The sequence below is a fragment of the Pseudomonas sp. SMN11 genome, assembly GCF_052041945.1.
In the GTDB taxonomy this organism is placed as follows: domain Bacteria; phylum Pseudomonadota; class Gammaproteobacteria; order Pseudomonadales; family Pseudomonadaceae; genus Aquipseudomonas.
On record NZ_JBKGGW010000003.1, the window covers coordinates 162,050 to 178,740 of the forward strand.

Consider the following 16,691-nt stretch of genomic DNA (forward strand, 5'->3'; position numbering starts at 1 on the left):
CATGCCGCTCGGGCGGATCAAGGATGGATGGTTTTTTCGGACGTGCGCATCTCGCGAGCCCCCTGATGATAGAACCACGACTCCCTGAGTTGACTGCCTCCGTTCTCTTGGTGGAGGACGAACCCGCTTTGCGAGAACTAATCACCATGCTGCTGGAGGACTTGGGCGCATCCGTGACCGCCCTGGCAACGGCCGACGAAGGCATTGCTGCGCTGAACCTGCAACCCTGGTCGTTGGTGATCACTGACGTCCGGACTCCCGGTATCGCAACGGGGTTACACCTGGCTTGGATCGCAAGCAAGGAAATGCCGGACACCGCCATCATCGTATCCAGCGGCTATCACCCTGAAATAAATGAGGCGCTACCCGAGGGTAGCCAATTCCTCCAAAAACCTTGGTCGCTGGAACGCTTCATTGAGTGCGTAAGTGCTCATCTCATGCCGGATGTTGATCAACGTCCTGCCGCGTGATGTCAGGGTTACGAGCCAGCGCCCGGGATATTGCCGCAGTCAGCTCGTCGACCGACCATGGTTTGAAAAGGAATTCAAAGAGCAGGCTTTCACCCAAGCTCTCCAACTGGAAGCCGGAAGTCAGAATGGTGGGAATTTCGGGCCACTTTTCACCCACCATTTGCAGGAGCTCTAGACCCTTGAGTGTGCCAGGCACCCCGTGGTCGGCGATCATCAATGAACAGTCGCCATGGTTTTCAAGAAGATGAATGAGGGCGTCTTCAGCATTATCGAAACCAGACGCAGCGCCGCCGAGCTCAGCCAGAATATCTGTGAGCACCATTCTCAGTGTCACATCGTCTTCCACGACCAGCACTGTGCATCCGCGTAGCGATAGTCCGTCAGCCTCGAGCTTCATGGAACCTCCTGTCCTGGAATGATGCAGTCTTCCACGATAGGGGCGCTGGGTCGACCAAGGCAGAAGGCCATCACCTGGTAATCATGCAGATAGGGCGCTGGACAGTCTCCACCGCACTTCGGATAGACCACAGCGCTCTGCCATCGGTCGGCTCACCTTGCGGATATTTTGTTTTCCGAACCTAGGGATCACCCCTATCCCGGCGTCACAGCTAGCCCAGTGCCAAGCCTCAGCATCCGTCATGAGTTCCAGACGAATCACGAATTGCTTTGACTCCCCATGGAGCTGGTAGTTGATCACATACAGTTTCAGCGCAGGCTTTGACTAAGACTCCTCTAGATAGCCTATGAAGCCGCTTTATTAAAGAAAAATTCCGTTACCCGCAATCAACGCTCAGGAAGCGCTTAATTTTGATTACAGCCGTTGACTGGCGACCATCGGCCTAGCTTCGCGCATGAAAATTTCGAGCGTCTTAGTGCCTATGCCTTCAAAGCTCAAAAGCCAACGCTGAAATGTGGCGAGGTCGATGAAGCCTTGGCTTAACGCGTTCAGGCGAGTCTTCAAATCGTTCGATAGACCAAGCCCCAGCGCATGCAACCGCCTGGCCGTAGATTCGTCATAGCGGGCATACCCGGCCTGTCCCAGATACCTGACCAAATCACGATGTGAGCAGTGAGCCAGCTTCTCGGGCGTATACAAGCTATGCCGATCAACCAAGTTCCGGTACGCCTCCACGGCGACGGAGGAGCGAATCCTCTTCCCGATCAGAAAGCTCGCGAGTAGCCACTTGTACAACCCATGTCCGCTCGGATCGCTGAGATCGATACCAAGGTCAGCAGCGGTAATAGGTGTCACCCTTTGGATCGTCTCGGGTCGGCGGAACGTGGGTAGGTACGCTCTTCCTCAATGGTGCCATCGGCCTTATGGATCTTCACCGACGCAGTTTTGCCGTCAAAGAAGTCGGCCAGCGAACCAACCAACTCCTGCTTCGTAGCGGCACGCTTGGAGGCGCGCTCCGCGCCGGTTTTTTTGAGCTCCCAGCCATCAGCGGTTGGGCTCAGGTGGTAATTGTCCATGGCGCTGCTCCTCCGGTTTAAATCGACTCTGCGTCGTCCTGGATGTCTTCCTCGGCCTCCGCTGCGTCTGTGGCATCGGCGTCATTCAAGGGCGGCGAGGTGGGCTTTTCAGGATCATTGATGTAGGGCACGCCGCTGGGGCCTTGCTCTTAAAGTCCTTCGGTTTTTGGCTGCATGATCAATCCTCCGCTACAACCCTTTCGATGAATATTGGATGCCGAAGGTTCAAAGTAAGAGTCCGAATCGGGCGCGCCAGACATTGCCATCCGAGAGATCTCGGGAGAATGCAGGGGCATTTATCTCTCGCGGGTTATATCTGACGCGGGCGACACTCCTCCCGACATCGATGTGAGGAAAGTACATGGCTACCAGGCTGAGCATAACGATCGGGGCGTTCGTTGGTAGAGTCGCGTAGGAACATGGCCGACAGCTTTCACGAGCGCCCGTCGTCCCAAACAACCACACTGCAGCAGGTTGAGAGGGTCGAATATTCAGCGAAGCGGCCTAGCAAGCGGAGCGCGCAGGCGTGAGGATGGAAGCCCGCAGGGCCGAGACCAGCTTCGCCTGGGCTCGGTTCACGACAGCCGTACCGCAGGTCACGCAATGTGTTCCTCGAGCTCCTGGGCCCTGGCACAAATTAGAAGTAGTTATCCCGCAGCGATAATTATTGCTTAGCCATAATTTGACCTAAGCCGAGATCAGCTTAGGGTTAGCTACCTTCGCCATCAGAATCTCGAGCAGCTTTAGTGACCCGTCCGTAAGCCTCATCAGCTAAAATCGCATCTCCTTCATCTTCGAACATCACCGAGACCCAGCGCGTTCGCTGCATGGTTGATACCTGCACGAAGAAGCAGTTCTCGCACAAGTGGAGCTCATACGTCTCACCGCAATGTGATGAACCTTCTCCCCATGACGCATGCATCGTCCCGAATTGGATCTGCCCGGTTTCCACGCGTGCAGAGTCACCACACATGTCACAGATGACATCAGTCACGGTACCTGGATCAGTTTCGCTAACGACCTTCATCTGCTATTCCCCTCGCCGCTTTCGGGTGGTGAATCACCGGATCAGATGCTCAGCAGACTGCACTAGTGCTGAGCCTTTGAGCCCCCTCTAGCACCATCTGCCGCCCAGTCGCAGACAACGTATGTGCTGTTGAGGGTGCGCGCGACTACGTATCCCTTGAGTTCTTCGTAAGTCACGATGTTGGAGGTGCGAATGGGATCACCATCATCAAAACGGCGCTCGCGGTCACCGAAGACAACCCCTCTCAAGAAAAGCTCATGCGGCCCATACTCAACCGAGGACAGGTACGCCGTAACCTCCAAATCGAAATCGATCTGCATCGCCTTGGTTACCGTGCTGGGCATGGCTGATGGTGAGACATCGACGATCTTGGACGTGGAAAGCGGAGCTCGTCGTTTAACCATTTTGTTCTCCTATGTATGACGATCTCGGAGCACCACTCACGAGACGCAAACCAATGTACCCACCAGTAACAGGCGATTGGACGCGAGCATGTTAGCCTTCACACAGGTTCAATCTGCGGAGCGCACTACTTGAGCAATCCTGTTCCTGGCTACTACGAAACTCTCCTCACCGCCCCAGTGTTCTCCGACGATCCGATCGGTGTTCGTCAAAACCAGCGCTGGCAACTCATCGTTGATGACATCCACCTCAGCAGTACGGAAGCTGACCTGCGTGAAGCTCGCGGCAAAGCTGAAGGCTACATCCAGGGCTTGGTGGATGCGGGGCATCTCACAACCGACCGACTTCGAGATTTCAAAATCCTCAGCAGCGTTCATCAGAGGCGCAAGATCTTAAGAACTAGTTGAACTGCACCTCGATTCGATGCTTCAGCGCACGGAGGCGCCTGGCTACCCTGATCAAGTAGCTGGCAAATCTGGTTTGTCAGCAACTGCAATAAGCGCACTTAAACTTCTCCTCCCGAAGCCTCGCTTGAATGTGGCCAGCACGTAGTTGCCGCTTTTCGTTAGCGCCACCCAAAACCGTCCAGACTTCCGCAATTCGTAGATCGGCGCGGTCTGCAGAATATGCCCATCCGCATGCTGCTCGTGGGGCCCTGGATTGTTGTGGCCAAAGACGATCCCTGCGGCGCACTCTGATGATATGAACACATCGCTCAGGTAGGCAGTGATCGGCACAGGGTACTGCTGAGCCATGGCACGAGCGATCCGCTTGAGCTGGAAATCCGAGAACTCTTTGACGTGGTACTCAATGACGACTTCGTCTGACATTCGTTGTTCCTACTTCTGCCGCTGGTGCTCGTCGCTCGAGCAACGCCCCACGGCAAATTAAATCTCGATGGTGAAATCCGGCGAGAAGCCGGTGCGCTCGCCCGGATAGCCTCGAGGGTTCGATACGAGTCGGCAGCCGGAAATGACCGTGTCGACCGCATGATGCGTGTGACCAAAAACCCAGACATCAGCCTGAGCTACCAGGTCATGCCACTGGTTGAAATACGCCGCGCCAAGATGGCCTTCATGACCGTCGCCGGCGACATCCTGGATGGGGCAGTGATGGGTGATCACCACGGTCTTGCCGTCGAAATCCTTCGCCAGCTCTGTCATCAAGAACTCTCGAGTGGCGATGTTCCGAGCGATGAGATCCACGGGCCGAAGCTTGCTGTACCCCTCCCCGATCCGGATCCTCTTGAAGTCGGTCATCCACTCCGCACATACCCTCATCGCAGCCTTGTAGTCACCCGTGGCGGTGTAATCCGTCCAGGCTGTTGCAACCAGAAAGCGCGTGTTACCAATGATGAGGATCTGGTTATCCAAGATGTGCACGTGCTCAGCAGCCGAGTCGCGCATTTTGGTGAGCGTCCGGTCGATGTGGCCCTTGTAGAACTCATGGTTCCCGCAGACGTAGATCACAGGGCATTCAAAGGTGTCGCTCGCCCACGTCACTCCCCGCCCACGCACAGAAATATCGCCGGCCAGGATTACCAAATCAGCCTCTGTCGCAGGTGGTTGGAAGTCGACGAACTCCAGGTGGAGATCTGAGTAGACCGTGATTCTCATCGTATTGCCTAGTCTCCGTATCGGCAGGCTAATCGCTCATCCAGTGCCTCCAACGGAGTGGAGGCCTGGCTACCAGCAATTACTTGAACGCTTTACTGAACCGCTGAGAAAGCTCAGCAATACCAATCGGCGCCCATCCCTCAGGATCGTTGCTCTTCCGGATGAAGTTGATCGCAAAACCAACCATGACTAGACCGGCGATGATGCCTTCCCAAAACGCCCAGACGAAGGTGGTCGGTACCAGGTAATCCGGGTTCTCGCTACCCGTAACCAGGTAGATAAAATACGGGGACGCAAAGCAGCCGATGATGAAGGTCAAAATCATCACAGGAATCGCAGACACCAAGATGAGGATCGGCACCTTGATCTGATACTCACGGGCTGCCACCAGCGTGCCGTTCTCGCCCTTCATGGCGTAGATGACGGCCTTGTTCTCCATCTTGTCCTTCTTCTTGGTGAAGATGCCGTAGAGGGTCACTCGCTGCCCTTTGTCGAGCTCTTCATAGATCTTCCCTGGTAGCAGCACCTTGGGAAGCACCTGCCCATCGATGACCATGTAGGCCGTTACCGTGCCCTGCTCCGTGCTCGAGACATGGAGGGTTTCGATCACTCCAGTGACCTGCCTGCAATCAAACTTGAACAAAATCTGCTCCTGCAATTTTTACAGCGCGCAAGCGTCCCCACCGCCTCGAAAGCAGTGTGCGTCGATGTGCTGGATCAGCTGCGCGATAAACGAAAAAACAGTGCTGAGGTCAGCCTGCTTCCCTACCTCATTCCCATGAGCAGGTGGAGAGAAACCTCCGAACTCAGGTATGCATAGGCGATCCTGCTTGCCTTGCACTCGAGTAAACCTGACCACCATGAGTGATGAATTCGTACACCGGCCTGGACTCCGTGCCGGCTTGTATGCGGATCTCGGATAGCAGCTCCATTGCATACGACCCGCCACCATTTTTTTCAGAAGGTGTAATGAGGTGGATCTTGCTGACACTCAGGAAATTACCCAGCTCTGCCGTTTGCATCATCTGCACAGTGGGGACATCTGTTACGAGATGCGCGATGGGCCCTATGCATCCATCCTCTATGCCCATTCCTTCGATGAGGAATGAATACTCACATCGACTGATGTCTACGGATCGCCAAAGCATCCGCGTAGCCTCCGGGGCTCTGAACTGTCCCTGAAGATCATTGCTATAGGTAACAAACACGGTTTCAAACCCTAGTCCAAGCCTGACCTGGCCCTATCCAAGCCCACCAGGACGGTTTCACGCGCAGCCCCATACCAGAGGCTACTTGGCGTCCATCGCAAGATGGCCGGCGCGCCATGCACCGAATGGCCATCATAAGGATTTGTCCCACCAACCGCAACGGACGATGTTTGGTGGGATAAGCGGTCTATGGCTCTATCCTTCCTTTTGAGATGCATAACGTGAAGGAAGAGCTAGCCGCGACGCTACGAGTGATCCGTCAACTGAAAGGTGCTCGTTACGAAGCTATCTCCGGTGCGGTAAGCCCGAAGCATCTGAGCATGATCGAGCGAGGCGATGCCCAAGCGACCATACCGACCCTGCTTAAACTATCGGAATCGCTGGGCATCAGCGTGTTGACTCTTCTCGGGTTGTGCCTTGCGGCACGAGATCAGAAGTCACCGGAAATGGAGCTTGAGCGGGCTCAACGTGAACTCAAAGAGCTCGTTACATCGGGAGCTTTGGAGATCATCAAGGCAAACCTCCCAGATGGCACTCTCGCGAAAAGAGCACGCGGCACCAAGGCTGATGCTGAGCGCGTAAGTGCCGTGCAAACTCTAAAGCAGCAGGGCAAGACACAGGCTGAAGCAGCCCGCGAGCTGGGCCTTCCGACATCGACTGTGCATCGCTACTGGTCGAAGTCCTGACGCTGGATTCGAAAGGCCAAAGGCTTCTTCTTGCGCTACGCTCTCTGGCATTTGAGCAAACGAAAGCCAACAATTGCTCGCGCAGATAAAGATACAGGGTGGTCGCCCCTTACCTAAGCGCGCAGAGCTACCTGGCCGTCGTTCTTGTCCTGCAAGGATATCAAGGTCTTTAGGGTTTCTCTCGCATTGTGGATGCAATAATTAATGCATCGTCCGGATAAAAATCCTTGGGCTGCCTGCTCTTTAACCAAGATCTAGATGGCCAATTTCTAGACCGTAGCTTCCGCACCAACAAAAAGACAAACCTCTCATAACATTAAGCACAATTTTTTGACTGCTGCGCGCAAGGTCTCAGCCAGAAGGAGGCCGCAAAAATAGCAGGAGTGGCAATCGCAACAGTAAGTAGATCGTGGTGCTAAATCCGTCAGAGCCTGCATCCAACAGCTTAAAAATGAAACATTGAACCGCCTTAAAGTTAACCTAAACGGGCAAGGGAGGACGTTTCAACAATTTCTTCGTTAAGACGCCAGCGGTTATTTCGGATAAAACTCCGGACTACCAGACATCCACCCTGGCATCCCTCCACCTTCAACTTATTGACTAAAATGGCACTGCTCGGCGAGACTGACAAAGCCGTATAGTTTTCGCCACAACACACCACAATGTTCAGCTAAGCACAGCAAATACCGCTTCAACATTTACACCACCTACCGCCAAGGATTGTTCACCGACTGGAAAATCTTAATAACAGGCGACCAACCCAATAACATAAGCCATTTCCCAGAAACTTGCGACCTTGTACCCCCTATCAGAAGGAATAGCATCCACCACAGCAGCAAAACTAGTAGTATGCCACTCCCAGAAAACAAGTAAATATTATCACAATAGGCACAGCAAGCCTCGGAACCATTCCGAACTCACACCAAAATATTTATTGAATATGACTACTAGAACACAATCGCTTTCTCACTCTATCTAGCTCTCTAAGCTCATCCAATGTAGATATTTTTTCCCACGGCCCATAAAACCCTGGCTCTGGATATCTCTCTGACTCCTCTCCCTCTAAAACTGTTCTATAGATATCTGAAGCTTGCCCTACCATTCCATCAATAATTTTTATAAGTGTATTCAACGCATGCTTTAACCATTCCACTTCATCTTCTGCCGACTGATCTCTTATGCTTTGCGAAGAGAAAGCCCCTAAGTCAATGCTTCTAATCTTCTCTTTAAGCAATGAATTTTGCGACTCTAGACTTGCGTTTCGTATCTTTAAGGCTTCTATATCAGTTATGACCCCACCCGACACAGCCTCACTTTTAACTTCCGAACCCATGAAGTCTTCTAATATTTTTCGATAATTCAGATTTCTAAGCAGAGTAACGTGACTTACTGGCTTACAAACCTCCTCACGCTCTGCGTCAGCCTGCATGAAAAAAGCCTTTAATTCAAACTCCGTTACCAGCTTGGCCACATCCTTGGCCAACCTGGTAATGTTACTGTATTTAGCATTGGAAAGAACAAGCAAAGCTTTTGTAATAAACTCTATGCGCTGTTGTCTATGATTTTCCCGATACTCATCGAACGTATCCTTTTTCGGGTTCAGCATCGTGTTTCTCCACTTGGCTGTGCCCGATCCTCCTAGATATCAGCAAATCGGGTTTCACGGGCACTGGCGGTTTAGCTGCCGCCTGACTGATTTTAAAGACGTCCATAACGTCCAGGGCCTGTGAATTTACCATACTGCTAATTTGCGAAGCCAACGCTATGCCTGGTGGGTGCTCGCTGACATTGAGAATGCTGTCGAGATCCCCATCCTTAATCAAGAGCATTGCTCGAAGATAGGCGAATTTTGTGTCCAGTTCGGCGCTGGACGCGTCCGGAAAATTCTGGACATCAACGAGACGCTTGACCACATGCTCACCATGCGTGAGCTCAACCCGCTTGAAATGGCTGACCAGCTCGTCCTTTTTGGGCGCGAACAGATTCGCCCCCTGGCCATTGAGTGCCATTTGATAAAGCTGCTGCTCGACAGCCTCATACGCGAATGCCTCACGAGCATAGGTATCGTGATCTTGACTCAACGTCTCGATCACCTGTCTATCTGCGGCGCTGTGCCTGAGACTTCGATAGTGTTTTAGCTTTCGGAGCACCTCTGCCATTAATTCCTTGCATTTATCTTTTTCGGCACTGATCGCAGGCAGGTGACAAACGCCGCGAATGGCATATGGGCATAAACCACAAGGTCTGCCCGCTCCGAGCAACTCTAGAATCTCTTTTGGGCATTTGTTGTTGAAAGGGCAGATATGAGTAGGGTTGTAAGCAAATGCCGTATCTTTACGAGCTCTCAAAATCTCAATCCCGCTCTGATCCTCTTTTACCCCTATCAGGCTAATTAGTCCATGTGCCTTGATGGCCCGAACGGGATCAGCCTTAATGTCAGCAGCCAGTCGTGCATTAAGTTTGATGACAGCAGCGGCAAGCTCAGGAGCCTCGGCATTGTTCAGCTTTTCAGTATTTTTCAATAGATACTGAGCGAGCAACTTCTGATGACTAGGAAGGTCGTCCTCATCAAAGACAGAATAATACCATACATGTGGCTCTGACTGCCCAGTTAGATATTGGCCTACCATCCATGCAGGCAGGAACCTCACCGCTTCGGAGACAAAGCCGGCGCGCAGTCCGTGAGGTGTATAATCACTAACCAAGGCGTCAACCGTAATGTCCGCAAAGAACTCTTTAGTGAACTCAATAGGAATTGACTCCTCTCCCTTTCCCGCCTTCGCAAACACAAGCTCAGAAATTTTCAGATCGTTCAACTGGTTGCGAATAAAGTACTGAAGGATCGACAGCATAACCGGATAAAAACGGTAACATGCCCAACTATCCTCTCCCGGAAGCGGCATCCTGAACAACGGCTTCAGCTTTCCAAATTTTGAGTTCTCCTTGTTACCGTACCACAAAGCATCTTTGTAACTTTGCGCGCTGCACTGCCCGTACCATTTTCGCTGTCTATCAAGGATAGACATCACATGACGAGCAACAATAGCAGTCCATTCACCGTGAGACTTATCAGTACTCACAAACAGCGGAGAAAGCTGGCTCCGACTGCTGCGATCCAGCATGCAGTCATATCGATCCTTATCAAGCCAAATCAAATGTTTCTGACGAAGACCGGTCTCACACATAAGCAGGGTCAGACGGACATGATTAGGGACAGCACGAGGTACTATCTCATCGCCAATCTGATAATCGATTATTCTATAAAAGCGAGGAAGAAAATTGAACGTATAGATTTTCCCATCACAATAAAAAATTGGACAATAGTTTAATTTGCTCTGATCGATAACAGTAACTCGCGCTTCGCCCCTTCCCCACATCGACTCCCAATCCGAAGACTCCTGAAGCTCGGCTAAGCTAGGCTGGTAAAGCACTCCCCGGATCACTCCTGGCATTTCTCCCTCAGCCATCATATTCAGATGCATGATGAGGTACTCCATAGAGTAAAGCATGCTCACAAATGCACCGAAGTAAGCCCGAGGAACTGGTCTTTTGACTGTACCGTTTCGCCGTCTGATTGGGGGATAACACGCTGCCGAAAAATTATTTGAAAAGCGATCGGCATTAGCAAGAGTGTGACGATGCTCTTGAATCCATTCACAGAATTCATCTGCGCAAAGCACTCTTGCATACCAAGTTTCATTTCCCCAATCATTGAATTTAGCGTACTTCTCCAAAAAACCCAAAAACGTCATAGGCGGCTTCTTTTCATAGGCAAGAACACCATCGACAAAGTTACTTTCTCGAGTAAAGTAAAGAACGCAATCGTAATCATTAAAAGAAGTTGGGTAGCCACTCAAATCCCCATCCCGCGCCAAAAAAAAATTAGGCAGGTAGGTTGACAAATATGCCAACTGCAGATTCAGCAGTAGAATATGATTCTTCTCATTTTGCAACCGCTTGGATTTCACAAATGATCTAAAACTAGCGTCGATACCGGCGCAAAATACTCTTACTTCTCTAGGCAATTTTACATAAAAATCTGCACCGGCATCCTGCATGTCAAACACGGACTTCAGCATATACGGCTTAACGCAATGAGCGAAGAGCTCGTCAAGCTCGACAGTTGTGACGCCATTACCATATTTAATTCCGGCATTGAATGCAATTTCAGCTGCCGACAATACCTTAGGCTTTTTTCGTTTCTCCCGAGCCACCTTAATTACAGCATCGTTGTCACTCCTGACCTCCGCGACTGCTTCTTCCACCATCTGCCGAGCAGCTAAGTCCTCACCCGCCAAGAAATACAGAAACTGTAGTACACGGTACTGAGCGAGTGGCTTCTTTCGACCCAGGCTATCTTTATAAACCGCAACGCAGTACTCACGAGTTAAGTCCGCAGAAGAATAAACCTGACCACTTAACAATAATTTTGTCCATCGCGTATAAGCACGTTTATTGAGATCACGATCGTGCTTGGTAGCGTGCTGCTCGTCGTAGTGTAAAAGACTTCGAAGTTCTTTGAGCACTGGCGCGCCACCTAAATCGATGACCTTTTCGAAGATTTCGTCTTGATTGGTTACGGATCTCATCGAAAGAGGCAAAACTACCTGCCTTCTCGACCACATGAGAACAAACACCATCTTAAAGAAATTCGACAACGCTTCTTCTTGCCTAGGAGTCGCAAAGTTCAAATCTTGATGAACATCTGCAAAGCGAGCATCGGGATCATCGGTGCAGCAATTTACTAGGGCATTAAAGTTACCCCTCCCCCACCCCGAAAACTTAATTATCGCCCTCTTAAAGAAGCTATTAATCTGGTACGTAGAATTAGGTATCACGCCAGTCGAGTGCTCGCGATAGAACTCTCTTACGATCCTGTAAGCGTCTTGTACCGCCGCTCCGATTTGAGATGTAGGGATTAGCCATTTCAAAGAGTTTTTACAAATCATTTTCATAGGTGGTTTAACCGATACAATCTGGAGATTTTTATATAAAGCACACATAAGTACGCACCATTAATCTGGCACGCTTAGGCATCTCAGCACGTTATTCGACTTCGTCTATATCGGGCCTAGCGGCACCTGAGGATGTATCACGAGTCGTTGTTTACGAACTGTTCAAGATTCGCAATCTGCTGCTTCAGGTGCTCGATCTGTACCTTAGCAACATTAAAGCTCCCATCCCGCATCCTCATAAGATTCATGGCGGCCATAGATGCCCGAAGCATGTGGCTGTCTTTTCGCGCGTACCGCTCTACTGAACTGGCGGAAGAGTGGCCAAGTAGCTGCTGAACTACTCCAAGATCAAAGCCAAAAGCTCCTGGCCTAAAAGGGTTAGGACAGTGGTTGTGTAAGTAGTACGCATACATATGGCGTAAAGAATGAAAGCCGTAGCTTTCACCCGTCAAGGCCTTAGCAGCTGCGTTGAAACGCTCCCATACCGCTTGATAGGAAGACGGGATGCCTTCCCCGGTTAGGAGATTCCTGAAGAGAAACCGATGAGACACAGGCCGATGACGTTTCTTTTCCAGGGCGCGCTGCTCGACAATGTATAGATCCAGATTGATCCAGAAATGAGAAGCAAAAGGTTCAATTAGGAAAGTTTCTGAGAGCGAACGGCCTTTGTGACTAAGCTTGCTAATTTGCTCATCGGTCATGAAGCGGGACAGTTCTTTGCTTCGAGTAGCCGGTTCGATGATCTGGACGCAGTTATCGACTGATTTGTCCGGGAAAATTAAAATATCTGATGTGAACATCGTGAGTGCTTCAGAGATACGGCAACCGCAAGCAGCAAGCAAAGACCACAGCGTCTTGTCCCTAAGACAAGCTGTGCTTTCGATAAGCCTCACACACAGATCTATTGGAAAGACCTTGTCATCACCGCCATGGATGTCTGTATGCGCGATATTTGACGGCTTGGAGATGGCAACAAGTCCCACCTGCCGGATCCGCTTTGCCCCACCCGCGATGCATCCTGCCAGCCAGCTACTCTTACCAATGGCAATACTAATCTTCGTAGGCGCAGCAACGTACTGAGATGTGATCGCTGGCAGCGCTGAAACCAGATCCTTACTCACGTAGCCACTCTCCTGAAGCTGCAGAATCGCCTTTCTGAACTGCTCACTCGCATCAATAAAATTGTTGACGGCAGTCAAGTGTTTACGTATTGAGCTTCCTCCCAATTTTCGGTCACCGATAATCCGCGCAACGGATCGGCTCAGTTCGACACTGCTAGCCGAACCAAACGCCAGGAAGTTCTCGTACCCCTCGATCGCTTCAGTTAGGAGCAAAGGCGTAAGCTCTCCGTGCAGATCGGCGACCACTTGGACGTACCGTATGAACAGCAGCACCGCTGGCCCATAGGCTTTTACTGTGTTCCAAGCTTTGCGCTTTGAAAGCTCGAATATCCAGGTATCAAAAAACTCGCTGGTGACCACATCAGCACACAGCAAGCGGTACGTGGGCCTTCCGGCTCGAAACGTTTCCATAATGCTAATCGATGTATTTACCACTGCAGCCATTACGCATCACCACCCTGGTCTAGAGGTTTGCTGGTAGGGGGGCAAACCCTTCCATAAGGTGCAACTGACAGTTGCGACGGGCGGCGATAGTGCAACAAGACGCAACAACATGCAACCAAAAGTTGCACAATTGGGCGTTTCTAGTGGAAATGGTTCAGGCGAGATCACAAAATGGAGACGAAAAAAAAGGGCCTAGATCGCTCTAGGCCCTTAATTTACTGATGTCTGGCGGGAAACCAGGGATTCGAACCCTGGGAACGCTCTCACGTTCGCCGGTTTTCAAGACCGGTGCATTCAACCACTCTGCCAATTTCCCGGGGATACAAAGCGCTGGTTGACACCTACGCTATAAGATGCAACTGGAAGCTGCTTTAGATAAGAACTCTAGGATAGTTGCCCATCGACGGTTTTCAAGACCGTTGCCTTAAACCACTCGGCCACGCTTCCAGCTCGTTTTGCGGCCGCCATAATACCGTAATGAAACACGCTGTCAAACTCTCTGTGTCGCGGGTTGCGGAGCCTCTGTTAGACTGCTTGCATCTGAACGTCCAAAACCATGGATCCATAAGGAGTGTCGCCATGCGCGAACAGGATTACGCCGTACACCACGGCCAGCAAGCCGAGCAGCAGGAGGTCAGCAAAGTCCTGCGCAACACGTACAGCCTGCTGGCACTCACCCTCGCCTTCAGCGGTGTCATGGCCTTCGTTGCCCAGCAGATGCGCGTCGGTTACCCGAACGTGTTCGTCGTGCTGATCGGCTTCTATGGCCTGTTCTTCCTCACCGCCAAACTGCGTGATTCGGTCTGGGGCCTGGTGTCCACCTTCGCCCTCACCGGCTTCATGGGCTTTATCCTGGGACCGATCCTCAACCGTTACCTGGGCATGGCCGGTGGCGCCGAAGTGGTCAGCTCGGCCTTCGCCATGACTGCACTGGTGTTCGGTGGTCTGTCGGCCTATGTGCTGATCACCCGCAAGGACATGAGCTTCCTCAGCGGCTTCATCACTGCTGGCTTCTTTGTGCTGCTGGGCGCCGTGGTTGCGAGCTTCTTCTTCCAGATCAGCGGCCTGCAACTGGCGATCAGCGCTGGCTTCGTGCTGTTCTCGTCGGTCTGCATCCTGTTCCAGACCAGCGCGATCATTCATGGCGGTGAGCGCAACTACATCATGGCGACCATCAGCCTGTATGTATCGATCTACAACCTGTTCATCAGCCTGCTGCAGCTGTTCGGCATCATGGGCCGTGACGACTGATTGGTTGGTTTTACAGAAGAGCCCGCTTCGGCGGGCTTTTTTGCGCCCATTCTTTGACTTAAAAGTCAGATAACTGTGCAAATGATCGCCGATCTTGCTGGTATCATGCATTCCCCTACCGCAATCGTACTTCTGCCCGTAGAATGCGCTCCTTTTTTCTACCGGGGCAGCTTCACCGATGAGCTCACACGAACACAGCCCGGGCGCCACGGCGCCTGCCAACGAACTGGTACTTGGCCTTGAGGACAAGCCACGGCTGTTGATCGGCCTGCTGGCAGCGCTGCAGCATCTGCTGGCGATCATCGTGCCAATCGTCACCCCTGGCCTGCTGATCTGCCAGGCATTGGGCGTTTCGGCTCGCGATACCAACCTCATCGTCTCAATGTCGCTGGTGATTTCCGGTATTGCCACCTTCGTCCAGTGCAAGCGCTTCGGCCCGTTCGGTGCCGGTTTGCTGATCGTGCAGGGCACCAGCTTCAACTTCGTCGGGCCGCTGATTGCCGGTGGCGCGCTAATGGTCAAGCAGGGCACGCCGGTCGAAAGCGTGATGGCCGCGATCTTCGGTGTGGTGATTGCGGGTTCGTTCGTCGAGATGGGCGTCTCGCGCATCCTGCCGTTCGTCAAACGCCTGATCACCCCATTGGTGACCGGTATCGTCGTGCTGATGATCGGCCTGACCTTGATCAAGGTTGGCCTGATCAGCATGGGTGGCGGCTTCGGCGCCATGGCCAATGGCACCTTTGCCAACGGCGAAAACCTGCTGCTGTCGGGCGCCGTGCTGGCGGTGATCGTGATCCTCAACCGCATCCCGGTGGTGTGGATGCGCAGCTGCGCGATCGTCATTGCCCTGGCGGTCGGCTACGCCCTCGCGGGTTACCTCGGCCGCCTGGACTTCACCGGCATGCACGAAGCCGCGCTGTTCCAGGTGCCAACGCCGCTGCATTTCGGCCTGGGCTTCTCCTGGGCGCTGTTCATCCCGATGCTGGTGATCTACCTGGTGACTTCGCTGGAAGCCATCGGTGACGTCACCGCCACCAGCAAGGTTTCCCGCCAGCCGGTCGAAGGCCCGCTGTGGATGTCGCGCATCAAGGGCGGCGTGCTGGTCAACGGTGCCAACTCGCTGCTGGCCGGCCTGTTCAACACCTTCCCGAGCTCGATCTTCGCCCAGAACAACGGCGTGATTCAGCTGACCGGTATTGCCAGCCGCCATATCGGTATCTGGATTGCCGTCATGCTGGTGCTGCTGGGCCTGTTCCCGAGCGTGGCCGGCGTGATTCAGGCGGTGCCTGAGCCGGTGCTGGGTGGCGCGGCCATGGTGATGTTCGGGGCGGTTGCCGCTTCGGGCATCAACATTCTGGCCAGTACTCGCCTGGACCGTCGCGCCTTGCTGATCATCGCTGTGTCGCTGGCGCTGGGCCTAGGTGTGGCACAGGTGCCGGAGTTCCTGGCGCACATGCCGGCGGCGATCCGCAATGTGCTGGAATCGGGCGTCGCTACCGGTGGCATCTGCGCCCTGGTGCTGAACTGGTTCCTGCCGGAGAGCAAGGAAAACGCCTGATCCGCGCCTGCCCTGCCGACAAAGCCCGCGTCCACTTGCGCGGGCTTTTTGCTTTATCATGGCGGCATTCCTTTGCACGAGTTGCCCATGAAATTCGCAATCGCGGTTTTTTCCCCAGCCCATGCGCCCTCCTCGCGCCGCGCCTTGCGCTTCGCCGAGGCGGTGCTGGCTGGCGGGCATGAGATTGCCCGCCTGTTCTTCTACCAGGACGGGGTGCACAGCGCCTCGGCCAACGTGGTCACGCCCCAGGATGAACAGGACATCGCTGCCCAGTGGCGGGCCTTCATCGAAATCAACCGGCTCGACGCGGTGGTGTGCATCGCCGCCGCCTTACGCCGTGGCGTGCTCGATGAAGCCGAAGCCAGCCGCTACCAGCGCCCGGCGGTGAACCTGCCCAAACCATGGGAGCTGTCTGGCCTCGGCCAGCTGCATGAAGCTGCACAAACGGCCGACCGCCTGATCTGCTTCGGAGGCGACTGA

General features: G+C 53.0%; 18 protein-coding genes and 2 tRNA genes. 5 read left to right on the forward strand and 15 right to left on the reverse strand.

Annotation, left to right across the window (positions count from 1 at the left end):
* Window positions 1-23: 23 nt before the first annotated feature.
* Window positions 24-470 (forward strand): response regulator, encoded by a 447-nt coding sequence (locus tag ACLEJU_RS04860; RefSeq protein ID WP_435422021.1) that lies wholly within the window; start codon window positions 24-26, stop codon window positions 468-470.
* Here ACLEJU_RS04860 and ACLEJU_RS04865 read toward each other — a convergent pair.
* The 10 genes from ACLEJU_RS04865 to ACLEJU_RS04910 all read right to left on the reverse strand — a co-directional run bounded on the left by ACLEJU_RS04865 (window position 436) and on the right by ACLEJU_RS04910 (window position 5,631).
* Window positions 436-867, reverse strand: coding sequence for a response regulator (locus tag ACLEJU_RS04865; protein ID WP_435422022.1), 432 nt, complete (start codon window positions 865-867; stop codon window positions 436-438). The two genes, ACLEJU_RS04860 and ACLEJU_RS04865, sit on opposite strands and share 35 nt — an antisense overlap.
* Before the next feature lie 81 nt (window positions 868-948).
* On the reverse strand, window positions 949-1,179 hold the full coding sequence (locus ACLEJU_RS04870) for a DUF6555 family protein (protein ID WP_435422061.1): 231 nt from the start codon (window positions 1,177-1,179) through the stop codon (window positions 949-951).
* A gap of 102 nt (window positions 1,180-1,281) precedes the next feature.
* A complete protein-coding gene (locus ACLEJU_RS04875) occupies window positions 1,282-1,722 on the reverse strand; it encodes a DNA methylase (RefSeq protein ID WP_435422023.1) in 441 nt (146 codons plus the stop codon).
* A complete protein-coding gene (locus ACLEJU_RS04880) occupies window positions 1,719-1,943 on the reverse strand; it encodes a DUF2188 domain-containing protein (protein WP_435422024.1) in 225 nt (74 codons plus the stop codon). Before ACLEJU_RS04880 ends, ACLEJU_RS04875 begins: the two co-directional genes overlap by 4 nt.
* 709 nt (window positions 1,944-2,652) lie before the next feature.
* Entirely contained in the window at window positions 2,653-2,970 is a 318-nt protein-coding gene (locus ACLEJU_RS04885; protein ID WP_435422025.1) for a hypothetical protein, read from the reverse strand.
* Between the two features lie 62 nt (window positions 2,971-3,032).
* A complete protein-coding gene (locus ACLEJU_RS04890; protein WP_435422026.1) occupies window positions 3,033-3,374 on the reverse strand; it encodes a hypothetical protein in 342 nt (113 codons plus the stop codon).
* A 108-nt stretch (window positions 3,375-3,482) separates the two neighbouring features.
* The gene (locus tag ACLEJU_RS04895) at window positions 3,483-3,749 is read right to left on the reverse strand and encodes a hypothetical protein (RefSeq protein WP_440776675.1); all 267 of its coding nucleotides are present in this window, start codon (window positions 3,747-3,749) and stop codon (window positions 3,483-3,485) included.
* An 81-nt stretch (window positions 3,750-3,830) separates the two neighbouring features.
* The gene (locus ACLEJU_RS04900) at window positions 3,831-4,202 is read right to left on the reverse strand and encodes a hypothetical protein (protein ID WP_435422028.1); all 372 of its coding nucleotides are present in this window, start codon (window positions 4,200-4,202) and stop codon (window positions 3,831-3,833) included.
* Between the two features lie 57 nt (window positions 4,203-4,259).
* Complete coding sequence (locus ACLEJU_RS04905) at window positions 4,260-4,988, reverse strand: metallophosphoesterase family protein (protein ID WP_435422029.1); 729 nt, start codon at window positions 4,986-4,988, stop codon at window positions 4,260-4,262.
* 79 nt (window positions 4,989-5,067) lie between these two features.
* Complete coding sequence (locus tag ACLEJU_RS04910; RefSeq protein WP_435422030.1) at window positions 5,068-5,631, reverse strand: hypothetical protein; 564 nt, start codon at window positions 5,629-5,631, stop codon at window positions 5,068-5,070.
* A gap of 777 nt (window positions 5,632-6,408) precedes the next feature.
* Between ACLEJU_RS04910 and ACLEJU_RS04915 the strand changes: the two genes are divergently transcribed.
* Window positions 6,409-6,882, forward strand: a complete 474-nt coding sequence (locus ACLEJU_RS04915; protein WP_435422031.1) for a helix-turn-helix domain-containing protein — start codon at window positions 6,409-6,411, stop codon at window positions 6,880-6,882.
* A gap of 931 nt (window positions 6,883-7,813) precedes the next feature.
* Here ACLEJU_RS04915 and ACLEJU_RS04920 read toward each other — a convergent pair.
* The 5 genes from ACLEJU_RS04920 to ACLEJU_RS04940 form a co-directional block, all read right to left on the reverse strand.
* A complete protein-coding gene (locus tag ACLEJU_RS04920) occupies window positions 7,814-8,488 on the reverse strand; it encodes a hypothetical protein (protein ID WP_435422032.1) in 675 nt (224 codons plus the stop codon).
* Window positions 8,457-11,885 carry a hypothetical protein gene (locus ACLEJU_RS04925; protein ID WP_435422033.1) on the reverse strand — a complete coding sequence of 1,143 codons (3,429 nt, stop codon included), beginning with the start codon at window positions 11,883-11,885 and terminating at the stop codon, window positions 8,457-8,459. The genes ACLEJU_RS04920 and ACLEJU_RS04925 overlap by 32 nt, the downstream gene beginning before the upstream one ends.
* 89 nt (window positions 11,886-11,974) lie before the next feature.
* Window positions 11,975-13,402 carry a tyrosine-type recombinase/integrase gene (locus ACLEJU_RS04930; protein ID WP_435422034.1) on the reverse strand — a complete coding sequence of 476 codons (1,428 nt, stop codon included), beginning with the start codon at window positions 13,400-13,402 and terminating at the stop codon, window positions 11,975-11,977.
* Window positions 13,403-13,628: 226 nt separating this feature from the next.
* Window positions 13,629-13,718: transfer RNA gene (locus ACLEJU_RS04935), tRNA-Ser, on the reverse strand.
* Between the two features lie 44 nt (window positions 13,719-13,762).
* A tRNA-Ser gene (locus tag ACLEJU_RS04940) sits at window positions 13,763-13,849 on the reverse strand.
* Between the two features lie 132 nt (window positions 13,850-13,981).
* Here ACLEJU_RS04940 and ACLEJU_RS04945 point away from each other — a divergent pair.
* From ACLEJU_RS04945 to tusD, 3 genes are all read left to right on the forward strand, one after another.
* On the forward strand, window positions 13,982-14,653 hold the full coding sequence (locus tag ACLEJU_RS04945; protein WP_027919754.1) for a Bax inhibitor-1/YccA family protein: 672 nt from the start codon (window positions 13,982-13,984) through the stop codon (window positions 14,651-14,653).
* A 178-nt stretch (window positions 14,654-14,831) separates the two neighbouring features.
* Complete coding sequence (locus ACLEJU_RS04950) at window positions 14,832-16,211, forward strand: nucleobase:cation symporter-2 family protein (protein WP_103448050.1); 1,380 nt, start codon at window positions 14,832-14,834, stop codon at window positions 16,209-16,211.
* Between the two features lie 87 nt (window positions 16,212-16,298).
* Entirely contained in the window at window positions 16,299-16,691 is a 393-nt protein-coding gene (tusD, locus tag ACLEJU_RS04955; RefSeq protein ID WP_435422035.1) for a sulfurtransferase complex subunit TusD, read from the forward strand.

Coding starts and splice junctions, on each gene's coding strand:
- ACLEJU_RS04860 (WP_435422021.1), top strand. CDS start 24: ATGGATGGTTTTTTCGGACGTGCGCATCTCGCGAGCCCCCTGATGATA.
- ACLEJU_RS04865 (WP_435422022.1), bottom strand. CDS start 867: ATGAAGCTCGAGGCTGACGGACTATCGCTACGCGGATGCACAGTGCTG.
- ACLEJU_RS04880 (WP_435422024.1), bottom strand. CDS start 1,943: ATGGACAATTACCACCTGAGCCCAACCGCTGATGGCTGGGAGCTCAAA.
- ACLEJU_RS04885 (WP_435422025.1), bottom strand. CDS start 2,970: ATGAAGGTCGTTAGCGAAACTGATCCAGGTACCGTGACTGATGTCATC.
- ACLEJU_RS04890 (WP_435422026.1), bottom strand. CDS start 3,374: ATGGTTAAACGACGAGCTCCGCTTTCCACGTCCAAGATCGTCGATGTC.
- ACLEJU_RS04895 (WP_440776675.1), bottom strand. CDS start 3,749: ATGAACGCTGCTGAGGATTTTGAAATCTCGAAGTCGGTCGGTTGTGAG.
- ACLEJU_RS04900 (WP_435422028.1), bottom strand. CDS start 4,202: ATGTCAGACGAAGTCGTCATTGAGTACCACGTCAAAGAGTTCTCGGAT.
- ACLEJU_RS04905 (WP_435422029.1), bottom strand. CDS start 4,988: ATGAGAATCACGGTCTACTCAGATCTCCACCTGGAGTTCGTCGACTTC.
- ACLEJU_RS04915 (WP_435422031.1), top strand. CDS start 6,409: ATGCATAACGTGAAGGAAGAGCTAGCCGCGACGCTACGAGTGATCCGT.
- ACLEJU_RS04920 (WP_435422032.1), bottom strand. CDS start 8,488: ATGCTGAACCCGAAAAAGGATACGTTCGATGAGTATCGGGAAAATCAT.
- ACLEJU_RS04925 (WP_435422033.1), bottom strand. CDS start 11,885: ATGTGTGCTTTATATAAAAATCTCCAGATTGTATCGGTTAAACCACCT.
- ACLEJU_RS04930 (WP_435422034.1), bottom strand. CDS start 13,402: ATGGCTGCAGTGGTAAATACATCGATTAGCATTATGGAAACGTTTCGA.
- ACLEJU_RS04945 (WP_027919754.1), top strand. CDS start 13,982: ATGCGCGAACAGGATTACGCCGTACACCACGGCCAGCAAGCCGAGCAG.
- ACLEJU_RS04950 (WP_103448050.1), top strand. CDS start 14,832: ATGAGCTCACACGAACACAGCCCGGGCGCCACGGCGCCTGCCAACGAA.
- tusD (WP_435422035.1), top strand. CDS start 16,299: ATGAAATTCGCAATCGCGGTTTTTTCCCCAGCCCATGCGCCCTCCTCG.